14 protein-coding genes are annotated in these 12,329 nt (G+C 40.6%); 13 read left to right on the top strand and 1 reads right to left on the bottom strand.

The features are described 5' to 3' along the window. The first annotated feature begins 417 nt into the window (after positions 1–417). From ACTHRG_RS16925 to ACTHRG_RS16895, 7 genes are all read left to right on the top strand, one after another. On the top strand, positions 418–2,061 hold the full coding sequence (locus tag ACTHRG_RS16925; protein WP_440231662.1) for a YceG family protein: 1,644 nt from the start codon (positions 418–420) through the stop codon (positions 2,059–2,061). Between the two features lie 2 nt (positions 2,062–2,063). Further along, complete coding sequence (locus ACTHRG_RS16920; RefSeq protein ID WP_076260929.1) at positions 2,064–3,170, top strand: toxic anion resistance protein; 1,107 nt, start codon at positions 2,064–2,066, stop codon at positions 3,168–3,170. 52 nt (positions 3,171–3,222) lie between these two features. Next, positions 3,223–3,834: a TerD family protein gene (locus tag ACTHRG_RS16915; RefSeq protein ID WP_035331391.1), complete on the top strand. Its 612-nt coding sequence runs from the start codon at positions 3,223–3,225 to the stop codon at positions 3,832–3,834. Between the two features lie 232 nt (positions 3,835–4,066). Continuing rightward, complete coding sequence (locus ACTHRG_RS16910) at positions 4,067–4,768, top strand: anthrax toxin lethal factor-related metalloendopeptidase (RefSeq protein ID WP_076260932.1); 702 nt, start codon at positions 4,067–4,069, stop codon at positions 4,766–4,768. 90 nt (positions 4,769–4,858) lie between these two features. Next, positions 4,859–5,653 carry a thymidylate synthase gene (locus tag ACTHRG_RS16905; protein ID WP_076260934.1) on the top strand — a complete coding sequence of 265 codons (795 nt, stop codon included), beginning with the start codon at positions 4,859–4,861 and terminating at the stop codon, positions 5,651–5,653. Then, entirely contained in the window at positions 5,650–6,135 is a 486-nt protein-coding gene (locus ACTHRG_RS16900; protein WP_076260937.1) for a dihydrofolate reductase, read from the top strand. The genes ACTHRG_RS16905 and ACTHRG_RS16900 overlap by 4 nt, the downstream gene beginning before the upstream one ends. A 115-nt stretch (positions 6,136–6,250) precedes the next feature. Further along, complete coding sequence (locus ACTHRG_RS16895; protein WP_076260940.1) at positions 6,251–6,982, top strand: lysophospholipid acyltransferase family protein; 732 nt, start codon at positions 6,251–6,253, stop codon at positions 6,980–6,982. Between the two features lie 41 nt (positions 6,983–7,023). Here the strand turns inward: ACTHRG_RS16895 and ACTHRG_RS16890 are convergent, their stop codons facing one another. Further along, a complete protein-coding gene (locus ACTHRG_RS16890) occupies positions 7,024–7,260 on the bottom strand; it encodes a hypothetical protein (RefSeq protein ID WP_048009397.1) in 237 nt (78 codons plus the stop codon). A gap of 172 nt (positions 7,261–7,432) precedes the next feature. Between ACTHRG_RS16890 and ilvA the strand changes: the two genes are divergently transcribed. The 6 genes from ilvA to ACTHRG_RS16860 all read left to right on the top strand — a co-directional run bounded on the left by ilvA (position 7,433) and on the right by ACTHRG_RS16860 (position 12,327). Further along, positions 7,433–8,701: a threonine ammonia-lyase IlvA gene (gene ilvA, locus ACTHRG_RS16885; RefSeq protein ID WP_076260943.1), complete on the top strand. Its 1,269-nt coding sequence runs from the start codon at positions 7,433–7,435 to the stop codon at positions 8,699–8,701. Between the two features lie 144 nt (positions 8,702–8,845). Next, positions 8,846–9,043 (top strand): twin-arginine translocase TatA/TatE family subunit, encoded by a 198-nt coding sequence (locus ACTHRG_RS16880; RefSeq protein ID WP_035331398.1) that lies wholly within the window; start codon positions 8,846–8,848, stop codon positions 9,041–9,043. 86 nt (positions 9,044–9,129) lie between these two features. Next, complete coding sequence (gene tatC, locus ACTHRG_RS16875) at positions 9,130–9,867, top strand: twin-arginine translocase subunit TatC (protein WP_076260946.1); 738 nt, start codon at positions 9,130–9,132, stop codon at positions 9,865–9,867. A gap of 89 nt (positions 9,868–9,956) precedes the next feature. Next, entirely contained in the window at positions 9,957–10,202 is a 246-nt protein-coding gene (locus ACTHRG_RS16870) for a DUF2535 family protein (RefSeq protein ID WP_076260948.1), read from the top strand. Between the two features lie 140 nt (positions 10,203–10,342). Beyond that, the gene (locus ACTHRG_RS16865; RefSeq protein WP_076260951.1) at positions 10,343–11,191 is read left to right on the top strand and encodes a DegV family protein; all 849 of its coding nucleotides are present in this window, start codon (positions 10,343–10,345) and stop codon (positions 11,189–11,191) included. A 137-nt stretch (positions 11,192–11,328) separates the two neighbouring features. Next, entirely contained in the window at positions 11,329–12,327 is a 999-nt protein-coding gene (locus tag ACTHRG_RS16860) for a nucleoside hydrolase (RefSeq protein ID WP_440231669.1), read from the top strand. Positions 12,328–12,329 lie beyond the last annotated feature (2 nt).

Raw genomic sequence — 12,329 nt, 5'->3', positions numbered from 1 at the left:
TGGCAAGGATCATTGACAAGAAAAAGATGTCTATAAAAACAAAGGAACTTGAACATAAAGTATTCCTGATTATATCCAGATCATGATCAATCCCCCGATATCTCACTCTTCGAAAAAGCAGCCTCATGCTGATTCACCTTCCTCTTCCAGGGTACTCCACTTTATGCGGGGACAGGAATAAAGGTGAAAAAGTCCATCTGAGTTCATTCAGCAATGAAAAATAATACTGAAATGAAACTTTCTGCCTGTTAATTCGTAAAGAAAGTAAACCATTTTAGAAAAAGGCTGTATTCCTATGATATGATGGTAATAAGTTTACATATTTATTGTCCCGTGCCATTATCCGGGAACTGAAACGCAATTTTTGAATGAAATGATAAGAATGCATCTTTCGCTCATAGAGGGAAGGGATAAAAATTGAACTTGTCGTACAGTCAAATTAAAACTCACATCTTAAAGGTTACATATGAGAACTGGAGCTCTCAGTTAACAAAGCCTAATCATGAACGTGAAAGTTACAGAGAGGAACAGCAAACGCTGCATGTTGGCCAAATTGTTGCCAGATTTCTTGGAGTTCCCCTTGATGAAGATGAATATTATAATCGTCTTTTTGATCTAATTCACACACAGAATTCAGGGCTTCTCCTCCTCAGTGAAGAACATCTGGATAAAACCATTAATAACCAGCAGTTTCAGGCGATACAAAAAGTCCTTAATATTAACCGGGAACAGAATTTATCCATAAACCGATTTGCTGCTTTTCTAGATGGAGAACAGCTGCTGCTCAAATCTTCCTCACCTTCTCTGCACAGGAAAATAAGAGAAGCGATGATTAGTATGCTGAACCTTTTTTCTGAAAAGGAAACGGGCGGCTTAAAAAACCAGGATATAAGAAGAGTGCTTGTTGATGTGATTAAGTGGTCCGCTAATCATTTTGGCACAGAACTTAAAGATATTGATCCGAAATTGGGCATGCCAAAAGTCCTTTGGTACGGGAATGGGAAAAAGAGTCATTATTACTTTTTGTACTACCTAATACAAATCGGGTGCGATATTCTTTATTTTTCTCCTTCAGGAGAAGACCTTTTTGCAGAGATGGGTCAGGAAGTTCAGGATTCTTTTGTACATCATTATCCAGAAAAGAAAAAGCCTGAACCTTTCCCGCAGGAAAAGAGAAGAAGGAGTGCTACAGTCGCTTATAGGGCATCCAGGGAAATAGAAACCATCCTTAACCATGAGGGTTCAGGCCTTTATAAACCCTGGCAGCTTAGGGAGTATACTCCTTCTTCTGTGACCCTGAAAACTACTTATGATGAACTTTTTATTTTAATTAAAGAGAAAGCCATGATCCGTCCAAACTTTGAGGTGAAGGATGGAAGGGTCATGATACCGTCCATTTTTTCAAAGATCCAGGGAGTAAGCAGGAACCGCAAGGAATACTGGGATCGAATACAAACGATCAGCCAATATGAAGAAAGTCTGCTGATAAGGAGATTTCCTTTTACAAACAGCGTCAACAATGATTTTCGGTTCCATTATCGCAATGCACTGAACAGGGAAGGAAAACTAGACCCTGAAAAAATCATTTCAGGGCACTATTGGAGGTATCAGCAGCTTCCTGGCGGTCTTCAAAATGGGATTGCAAAGGCCATTAGAAATATGTGTGAACGTCCGCGATTAAAGCCGCTGCCTGGTGAATCGGAAGAAGAATTGAAGATTTATCTGTTCAGCCAAAGCCTGCAAATTCCGCCGAGCATTCTAAAATTAATGCAGCAATTTGATTACTCGCAGGAAGTTCCTAAGATTATCCTCTATAATAACGAACTGAACGGGACGATGGTAAGATCGGATGCAGCACTCCTTTTGCTGCTTAATCAGTTTGGGATAGATATTGTACTGTATAATCCGCCGGGCCATAACGACATTGAAAACTTCATTGAGGAAGATTTATATGATGTTCACTGGCTTGAGGATGTTGTTTTTGAACAGGAATTTAAGGAGCCATCCTTTCTTAAAAAGGTTCTCTTTCAAGGATTATTAAAAAATTTAAAGGGTGATTGAAAATGAATCCGACCAAATCAGCAGAACAAAATTTAACAGCCCAGCTGCAGGATGATAAATTAACCGAAAATAACGTTTCAGAAATTAAGCTTGCTCTAAGACAGGAGCCTGAGGTGCAAAATCTGGCCAGGTCCATTGATGAGAAGGATCAAATTCAAATACTTGAATTCGGCAAAGAGCCTGCTGTTCAGATTTCCCGCTTCTCTGACCAGATATTGAGCAACATGAGAACAACGAAGGTTGAAGATTCAGGTGAACTTTTAAAGCAGCTCGGCAGAATCATGGACAAATTTGACAAGAAGGATTTCGAGCAGGGACCTAAAGGCATATTTGGCAAGCTTTTCAAGCGCGGAGAAAAAATGATTGAGAAGCTTTTCGGAAAATACCAGACAATGGGTGCGGAAATTGATAAAGTGTATGTTGAAATTTCCAAATACCAAAGTGAAATGGTCGATTCTACAACCATGCTTGAACAAATGTATGAGCAGAATTATCAGTACTATCTGACGCTCGAAAAATATGCTGTTGCAGGACAAATGAAAGCCGATGATTTAAAGGCCAATCAGCTTCCACAGCTGGAAGCGCGGGCGGCTCAGGGGGATCAGATGGCTTCGATGCAGCTTGATACGTTAAGAAATGCCGTCGATTTACTCGAGCAAAGAGTTTATGATCTTGAAATGGCTAAAATGGTTGCCCTTCAGACAGCACCGCAAATCCGGCTGCTTCAGAGAGGAAATACCAAGCTTATAGGTAAGATTAATTCTGCCTTTGTAACCACTATTCCAATCTTTAAAAACGGTCTGATTCAGGCAGTCGCAGCGAAAAGACAAAAGCTTGTTGCTGATTCTATGAGCGAGCTGGACAGACGGACAAATGAAATGCTGGTGCGCAATGCGCAGAATATTTCAAACCAAAGTGCTGATATTGCAAGATTGGCAGGCGGTCCAAGCATTAAGATTGAAACGATTGAGGAATCCTGGAATATCATCATGAAAGGTATGCAGGAGACAAAATCAATAGAAGAAGAAAACAAACGTCTGCGGGAAGAAGGAACCAGGAGACTGGAACAGCTCCAGGACAATTTTAAAAAAATGAAGCAGCAGGGTTAGTCAGCTGCACATTTTTAAATAAAATATAAATTATTGACGAGGTGGAATTGATATGGCAATAAATCTTCAAAAAGGCCAGCGTGTTGACTTAACTAAAGGAAATCCGGGATTATCTAAAATTATGGTAGGATTAGGCTGGGATCCAGTTCAAAAAAGCGGAGGCGGCGGTCTCCTGGGATCTTTATTCGGAGGCGGCGGCGGAGCAAATATCGACTGTGACGCTTCTGTAATCATGCTTGGTGAAAATGGAAAGCTTAAAAGCAATAAAGATGTCATTTACTTCGGCAATTTAAAAAGCAGCGACGGAAGTGTCCAGCATACGGGGGACAATCTGACAGGAGCAGGAGATGGAGACGACGAGCAGGTGCTGATTGATTTAAGCAGAGTGCCTGCACACATTCACAAAATGGTATTCGTTGTAAACATTTATGACAGTGTAAAGAGAAAGCAGCATTTCGGAATGATCCAAAATGCCTTCATCAGAGTAGTAAACTCCGGCAACAATCAGGAACTGATTCATTACAACCTGACTGACAACTACAGCGGAAGTACCAGCTTAATAGTTGGAGAGATTTATCGCCATGGAAGCGATTGGAAGTTTGCAGCAGTGGGTACTGGGACGGCTTCTCCAGGCCTTTCAGATGTAGTGCGCTCTTATTCTTAATAAAAATCAACTTCGAAGGGGTCCGAAATTACTCGGGCCCTTTTTGAATTTTCATAAAAGTTTCCCATCATTTGTTTCCTTTTAATCATCCTTTCATATGTTATAATTTTAATAGATTATCAGATCGGTTAAAGATTTTTTCTCCATTCAGGCAGTTCCGCAGCTTATATACTTCAAAGAGCTCTGTTGCCCGCAAATTATACATCTTAGACTAGCAGAAGGGGCTTTTAACATGCGCAAAATGGCACTTACATTTACAATTATGATTGTTTCCCTTGCACTGCTTGGGAATTCTCAGGCTGCCATGGGCGGCATAAAACTAAAGGATTACCCGCATTCCTCCCAGCTTAAAGAGTTTCTCAGTCTGAAATCTCCACGCCAGCTTGGTGAAATCTTTATTGTGCCTCTCGAACCTTTTGATGAGAGGGAGGCTGCAGAGATGATTTCCCGGGTGGATCATCTGCCGGCTTCCCTGCTCTCCAAAATAGAGGATGAAGATATCAGGGTGAAATTATTCACGGGGAAACTTACTGATAACCCTACAGCGCAGCATCTCGCAGGGATAATACCACGAGGCTATACAGGGGATACCACTTGGGATGATGTCCCGGGGATTGGCGGAGCAAAAACAGTCCTTGTAAAAATAGGCTTCAGTGAGAAGGGGAAAGGTCATGGATCCATTAATCTGGAACTTCATGAACTTGCCCATTCTGTTGATCGTCATGTGTACGATGGCATTCGATTTAATCAGAAGTTTCTCTCTGTGTGGAAAGCGGAAAAAGCTAAATTGTTCCCTGGCCAAAATTATCTTCTTTCCTTCCCGGAAGAATATTTCGCTGAGGCTTTTGCGATGTATTTTGCAGAAGGGGAATCGAGGGAATTATTAAGAGAGAATGCTCCGAAAACCTATGATTTTATAAAAAAGTTAAACTGATATACCCTTTTTTTTATAATTTTTAACTAATGTTAAACAATCGGAAATTGTGTACAATAGCAATGAGTATTTTAAAAAGGTTGGGTTGATATGAAACAATATTTGGATCTTTGCAGGCATGTTCTGGAAAATGGCACAAAAAAAGAAGACCGTACAGGCACAGGTACAATAAGCACGTTTGGATATCAGATGCGCTTTAACCTGCAGGAGGGCTTCCCGCTTGTTACTACTAAGAAATTGCATCTAAAATCCATTATCCATGAGCTATTATGGTTTTTAAATGGAGATACAAATGTGAGATACCTTCAGGACAATGGTGTGCGGATATGGAATGAGTGGGCTGATGAGGAAGGGAATCTAGGGCCCGTTTATGGACATCAGTGGAGATCCTGGACAGGTGCTGATGGAAATACAGTTGATCAGATCACCAGCCTGATTGAGCAAATCAAAACAAATCCTGATTCCCGCCGCCTGATTGTAAATGCATGGAATGTTGGAGAAATTGAAAAGATGGCTTTGCCGCCTTGCCACTGCCTATTCCAGTTTTACGCTGCAGATGGAAAGCTATCCTGCCAGCTTTATCAGAGATCTGCAGATGTCTTTCTCGGCGTGCCGTTTAATATCGCTTCCTATGCTTTACTGACTATGATGGTTGCGCAGGTTTGCGATCTGGAGCCTGGTGAATTTGTTCATACTTTCGGTGATGTGCATATCTACCAGAATCATCTTGAACAGGTAAACCTCCAGCTGGGCCGTGATCCCCGAAAGCTTCCAAAAATGAAGATTAATCCAGATGTGAAAGATATTTTCAGCTTTAAGTTTGACGATTTCCAGCTTGAAGACTATGATCCGCATCCTCATATTAAAGGAGTTGTCAGTGTATGATTTCTTTAATGTGGGCAATGGATGAGAATCGTGTGATCGGCAGGGATAATAAACTTCCCTGGCATTTGCCTGAGGATTTAAAGTTTTTTAAAAGAACGACGATGGGGCATCCGATTGCCATGGGACGCAAAACCTGGGATTCAATCGGGAGACCTCTGCCGGGAAGAGAAAATATTGTGATAACCCGTAATAAATCCTTTTCCTGTGAAGGATGTACAGTAGTACATACAGTTGAGGAGCTGCTGAAGTACAGCGGTGAGAGGGAAGATGAAATCTTTGTCATTGGCGGTGCCGAGATTTTCAAAGCCATTCTTCCTGCAGCTGATCGGCTATATCTGACTATGATTTATGACCAATTTGAAGGGGACACATATTTTCCGGAATTGGACATGTCAGAATGGGACCTTCTTTCAAGGGAGAAGGGCACCAGGGATGAAAAAAATCCGTATGATTTTGAATTCCTCATTTATAAAAGAAAATAACCTTAACAGCAGCTCGCGCCGGCGGGCTGCTTTTTAAAATTATTAAACTGTAACATATAGTGAAAGGATCCTGATTAATATATAATGTAAAACATCCCAACCCTTGGAGGTATGTATGCTTCGACTAATAATCTTTTTTCTTTATATGGGCGGATATTTAGTTTATAGCCTTCCTGCACTATCCCGGATGAGAAACTTGAATTCGGCACTTCCTGTTGAAGAGCGCGACCGCATCATCCATAAAGTGCCCCAAAAGTGGTCCAGGACGATTATGAAAATATCAGGCTCTCAAGTAAAAATTACGGGGCAGGAATTAATTCCGGAAGGGCCTGTCGTCATTGTCTGCAACCATGAAGGGGATTTTGATATTCCAGTCCTTCTTGCATTCATTAATAAACCTTTTGGTTTTATATCGAAAGTAGAAATGAAGAAAGCACCCATTATCTCATCATGGATGGAAGTCATGAATTGTGTCTTTATTGATCGCAGCAATCGCAGAAGTGCTATCAATTCTTTAAAGAATGCTGCAGAGCTTTTAAAACAGGGACACTCTCTCCTGATTTTCCCGGAAGGGACGAGAAGCAGGGGAGGGCAGGTAGCGCCTTTTAAAGTAGGCGGATTCAAGCTTGCACAGGATGCAGGTGTTCCGATTGTGCCAATATCCATAAAAGGGACAGCAGATGCCTTTGAAAAGAATGGGAGACTCATAAAGCCGGCTAAAATAGAGATCAGGGTGTGCAAGCCTGTGAATTCCAGGATTGTTAAAGATATGGATGCAAAGTTTCTTGCACAGGAAGTAAGAGGGATAATCTGCAGCAGTCTCTCGGATAGAAAAATCGCTTCATAAAAAGAAGGCCCCAGTCTGTCAGGGGCCTTTTAAGCGATAAATTATAAATTGGGATTCACTAAATAATCTGTGAGCTTCTGAATCATTCCGTGGTATTCCCTGGGATCGCAAAACTCTTCTGCGGTAAAGTTCTCTTTCACCCACTCTATTAATTCATCTGCACTGTTGAAGTACTCTCCACTCGTGTCGCTTTTCCGAATCATATACCTGCCGTTATCTTCATCCACTGTTACCTCCACAGGCAAAGCGCTATCCAGACTGCATAAAGAAAACTCCATTCCTGCACCCCTTTGAGATATAAATTAACTTTTGCTTATTATATGTCAGTCTTATCTGTTTCTATCCATAAAATAATTCGAAAAATGTAAATTTTAAAAATACCGGATTGAAATCGTGATTTGTCATGGTATAATGTACAAATTAATAACTTGTAAAGAAGAGGGTGGCAAAATGGAACAGAAACTAATGACAAAAAAATGGGTGCAGTTGGAAGATATTTTGATTGCATACCAGCAGCTAAAGGATATTGTTGCCCATACACCTTTACAGAAAAATGAACGCCTATCAGAAAAGTATGAGTGCAATGTCTATTTGAAAAGAGAAGATCTTCAGCATGTACGCTCATTTAAATTAAGAGGTGCCTACTATAAAGTTAAATCTTTAACTGCAGAGGAGCTTGAAAACGGCGTTGTCTGTGCAAGTGCAGGGAATCATGCGCAGGGAGTTGCCTATGCATGCAGACACCTTGGGGTTCAGGGGAAGATCTTCATGCCGGCGACCACGCCGAGACAGAAGGTGAGCCAGGTAGAGCTGTTTGGGAGAGATTCAGTGGAGATCATACTCGTTGGAGACACTTTTGATGATTCCTATCATGAAGCTCTTAAATGTGCCACTGAGGGGGACATGGCATTTATCCATCCGTTTGATGATGAAATGGTGATAGCGGGACAGGGAACAGTAGCGGTTGAAATGCTTAACGATTGTGAAGAGCAAGTCGATTTTGTTATTGCCAGCATTGGCGGAGGCGGATTGATGGCAGGACTCAGCACATACATAAAAAGCATCTCGCCGGAAACGCAGATGATTGGGGTTGAACCTGAAGGAGCACCCTCTATGAGCGAAGCAATCAAGGCTCAAACAGTAGCACCCCTCGGGGAGATTGATAAGTTTGTAGATGGTGCTGCGGTAAAGTGTGTCGGTGAAAAAACCTATGACATCTGTAATGAGCTGGTTGATGATATTTTCATGGTTCCGGAAGGGAAAGTGTGCACGACAATCCTTGAATTATATAACGAGCATGCGATTGTGGCAGAGCCTGCCGGGGCTTTGCCGATTGCTGCATTGGATATGTGCAGAGATCAAATTAAGGGTAAGAATGTTGTATGTGTGATCAGCGGGGGCAATAATGATATTGGCCGCATGCAGGAAATTAAAGAGCGTTCCCTCCTTTATGAAGGCCTGCTTTACCACTTCATAGTGAATTTCCCCCAAAGGGCAGGGGCATTAAGAGAATTCCTTGATGAAGTGCTTGGCCCGACGGATGATATTACACGTTTTGAATATACGAAAAAAAATAATAAAGAAAATGGTCCGGCCCTTGTAGGAATTGAGCTGAAGCATAAAGAGGACTATAGCGACCTCATTGTGAGAATGAATAAAAAGGGATTCTCTTACAAGGAGATAAACAAAGACAGCAATCTTTTTCATCTTCTTGTATAAGTATCCGGATGACATGCAGATCCCTATTATTTAATAAGATATGTGACTGAAATATGAATTTTTATGATATCTGTGACATTTCCTTTGAAAAGTACTATAATCGTATTAGATTCAAAAGGGAAGTACTTTAAAGGAGATGTGAATATGCTTTCAAATATCGGTGTACCAGGATTAATTTTAATCCTTGTTTTGGCGTTAATCATATTCGGTCCAAAAAAGCTGCCGGAAATTGGCCGTGCTTTTGGTGAAACACTAAGAGAATTTAAAAAATCTACCCGAGACCTGACCAGTGACGTGATGGATGAGCTCGAACAGGATACTAAGAAAAAAACGGTTAAATAAGGTGTAAGGATATACTTCTTGCACCTTTTTGTTTTGGGTTAAGATACAACAGGCTGGGCCAGATATAAAATTAGCAGGAGAATCGTATGGAAGAAAAAGAGTTAAATTTAGTCGAACATCTAGATGAATTAAGAAAAAGACTCATTATAACAGCATCAGCATTTATCCTGTTCTTTATTGCAGGCTTTGTGTTTGTGGAGGATATTTATAAATGGCTGGTAAGAGACCTGGACGTCAAATTGATTGTCCTGGGCCCAAGTGATATTATCTGGGTTTACTTTATGCTTGCTACGGTCATTGCCGTTGCAGGGACAATTCCCGTTCTGGCTTTGCAGATTTGGCTGTTTGTCAAGCCTGCCCTTACAGCAGCTGAGCGGAAGATTTCTCTTTCTTATGTGCCGGCGCTTTTTATTTTGTTCATTATTGGCCTTTGCTTTGGCTATTTTGTCATTTTCCCCACCGTATTAAGTTTTCTTGTTGATTTGGGTGGAGAATTGTTTGAGGCCAATTTCACTGTGGATAAATATTTCCGCTTTGTCCTAAATATGACTTTGCCTTTTGGAGTTTTGTTTGAACTCCCGGTAGTCATCATGTTCCTGACTTCGCTGGGAATCATAAATCCTTATGTGCTTACTAAAATCAGGAAATATGCTTATTTTGTCCTTGTCGTGATTTCGGTTGTTATATCACCTCCTGACTTCATGTCCGATATTCTTGTCACTATTCCATTGCTTCTGCTCTATGAAATAAGCATCAACTTATCAAAAATTGTCTACAAAAAAAAGCTGAAAAAGGCAGAGAATACAGGAGAAGCATCTTCATAAAAAAATTAATGTGATAGCATAATCAGACACATTTCGAGCGTTATTTGGGGTATAATATTAACAAACGGGTGAAAAAGAGGATTGATATTTTGCTATTTAAAAGCCTAGAGTTCAAAAATGCTGTTGGACAGAAGGTAAAAATTATTGAAATTCCTGTATTGGCAAAAGATAGCCCTTATTATTTTATGATCCAAGTCCGTTTAAAAACTTTTATTGCGGCCACTAATGCCAATCCACTTAAGAACCATTCTTTTAGAGAATATCTAAAGCGAGTTTTAAAGTGGCCAGTCTATGAAGAGATTTTTAAAACTCCAGAATTAAAAAATAACGCTTAACAACATTGATGCCGGCAGCCAGCCGGTATTTTTTTGGCCACTTGGAAGAGAAAAACAAGCTATATATTTATTGCTTTATTTGTATTTTACTTGAATGTATAATATGAACTAATTGTAAATGCAGGGGAAGTGAAAGCATAATGGCTAAAATTAAAATTGTTACAGATTCTACAGCTGACCTATCCAGCGAATTGCTTGAAAAATTCGATATTGAAGTAGTCCCGCTATCTATTCACATCGACGGTAATACATATTTGGACAGGGTTGATATTACTCCATCTGAATTCATGAGGAAAATGAAAGAAGCGGACGAGCTGCCTAAAAGCTCACAGCCTCCTGCGGGAGTATTCGCCGAGGTGTATGAAAGGTTTGGTGACCAGGGCTATGAAATTCTTTCTATTCATATGACTGGCGGAATGAGCGGTACTGTTCAATCAGCAGAAAGTGCAGCAGCTATGTCACATGCAAATGTTACAGTGGTAGATTCCAGATATATATCCAAAGCACTGGCTTTTCAAGTCTTGGAGGCTGCGAAAATGGCCAGAGAAGGGAAAAACATTCAGGAAATTGTCAGCCGGCTGGAAACCATTCGCACCAATACTAAGTTATTTGTAGTAGTGGACACGCTGGAAAACCTTGTAAAAGGCGGAAGAATTGGCAAAGGCAAGGCCATGATCGGGTCCCTGCTGAATATAAAACCAATTGCCTCGCTTGAAGGCGGTGTCTATACACCTGTCGCCAAAGTAAGAAGCCATACCCAGGTTGCAAAATATTTGGCCAAGCAATTTGCAGAAGATATTAAAGGGAAAACAATTAAAGGTGTAGGTCTTGTTCATGCAGAAGGCATTGAGTTAGCTTCTAAGCTGAAAACAATGATAGAAGAGCTGGATGCTGGTGCAGAGGTTGAAATCGAAGAAACAACTCCAATTATCAGTACACATACAGGACCAGGTGCAATTGGGTTCATGTATCATCTGGAAGATAAATAAAAAGTACGCATAGCTCACCACGCTATGCGTTTTTTTGCGGGGTCTGTTTTGCTCTAATCATGGTAAGGAATAGTCAGATTCAAAGACTTTTATCCTATTTGAAAATATTTGCCATTCTTGATTATCCCCGGAATAAAATGAATTATGGGGGTGTAGGGTTGAAGAGGAAAAATGTCTTGTTTTTTAGTGACTTTGGAATTGACGATTTTGTTGCAGTTATATTTGCTTTTTTCTCAGTGGAAATCAATATCGTTGGAATTGTTGCTGATTATGGAAATGTTTCCAGAGAGGATGCCGTCCGAAACGCTGCTTACCTTCGTGAATTAACCGGACAAAATACTCCTGTAGTCAGCGGAGCCGTATTGCCTTTAACCGGAGAGGTTCCGGTGTTTTACCCGGATGTTCACGGCATAGAAGGGCTGGGTCCGATTATTCCAAACCTGGAGAATTCCAATAATTTGTTTGAAAACTTCGATGATTTTAAGGAACTGATCGAGAAGTATGAAAATGATATAACAATCGTTAATGTAGGCAGACTTTCTTCATTGGCAACGGCCTTTATCCTTTATCCGGCACTAATGAGTAAAGTCAGTGACTTTTATATTATGGGCGGGGCATTCAATGTTCCAGGCAATGTGACTCCAGTGGCTGAAGCAAATTTTTACGGGGACCCGTATGCGGCTAATGTTGTGTTTGCCAATGCACCAAAGAAAATTCATGTCTTTCCTCTGGATGTAACGATGTCTGCAATCATTACTCCTGCACTTATCGACTCTCTTGATGCCTATTATCAGAAAGTGCAGAATAAAGTCGGCTTAATTCTTAAGCCTATGGTTGATTATTATTTCAATTTTTATAAGGAAACCTATCCAGGCATAAGCGGAAGCCCCATGCACGATTTATTTACATTGTGGGCAATGCTTGACGGGGCTGACATACAATATCTGGATGTACCGGTAAAGATAATTACTGACAAAGGGGAGGCGTTTGGCCAGAGCATTGGAGACTTTAGAAATGTCCCTCCGGAAGATAAGATGAAATACCGGATACATCGGATTGCTGTGCAATTTAATTATTCAAATTTTATCAGAACATTTTATGAAATTATGACTAACCATAAAACTAAACCGACTTAATA

The sequence above is a fragment of the Cytobacillus sp. SAFR-174 genome, from assembly GCF_051964675.1.
Lineage (GTDB): Bacteria > Bacillota > Bacilli > Bacillales > Cytobacillaceae > Cytobacillus.
This window is presented reverse-complemented; position numbering and strand designations above follow the sequence as displayed.

Coding starts and splice junctions, on each gene's coding strand:
- ACTHRG_RS16920 (WP_076260929.1), top strand. CDS start 2,064: ATGAATCCGACCAAATCAGCAGAACAAAATTTAACAGCCCAGCTGCAG.
- ACTHRG_RS16915 (WP_035331391.1), top strand. CDS start 3,223: ATGGCAATAAATCTTCAAAAAGGCCAGCGTGTTGACTTAACTAAAGGA.
- ACTHRG_RS16910 (WP_076260932.1), top strand. CDS start 4,067: ATGCGCAAAATGGCACTTACATTTACAATTATGATTGTTTCCCTTGCA.
- ACTHRG_RS16905 (WP_076260934.1), top strand. CDS start 4,859: ATGAAACAATATTTGGATCTTTGCAGGCATGTTCTGGAAAATGGCACA.
- ACTHRG_RS16900 (WP_076260937.1), top strand. CDS start 5,650: ATGATTTCTTTAATGTGGGCAATGGATGAGAATCGTGTGATCGGCAGG.
- ACTHRG_RS16895 (WP_076260940.1), top strand. CDS start 6,251: ATGCTTCGACTAATAATCTTTTTTCTTTATATGGGCGGATATTTAGTT.
- ACTHRG_RS16890 (WP_048009397.1), bottom strand. CDS start 7,260: ATGGAGTTTTCTTTATGCAGTCTGGATAGCGCTTTGCCTGTGGAGGTA.
- ilvA (WP_076260943.1), top strand. CDS start 7,433: ATGGAACAGAAACTAATGACAAAAAAATGGGTGCAGTTGGAAGATATT.
- ACTHRG_RS16880 (WP_035331398.1), top strand. CDS start 8,846: ATGCTTTCAAATATCGGTGTACCAGGATTAATTTTAATCCTTGTTTTG.
- tatC (WP_076260946.1), top strand. CDS start 9,130: ATGGAAGAAAAAGAGTTAAATTTAGTCGAACATCTAGATGAATTAAGA.
- ACTHRG_RS16865 (WP_076260951.1), top strand. CDS start 10,343: ATGGCTAAAATTAAAATTGTTACAGATTCTACAGCTGACCTATCCAGC.
- ACTHRG_RS16860 (WP_440231669.1), top strand. CDS start 11,329: ATGAATTATGGGGGTGTAGGGTTGAAGAGGAAAAATGTCTTGTTTTTT.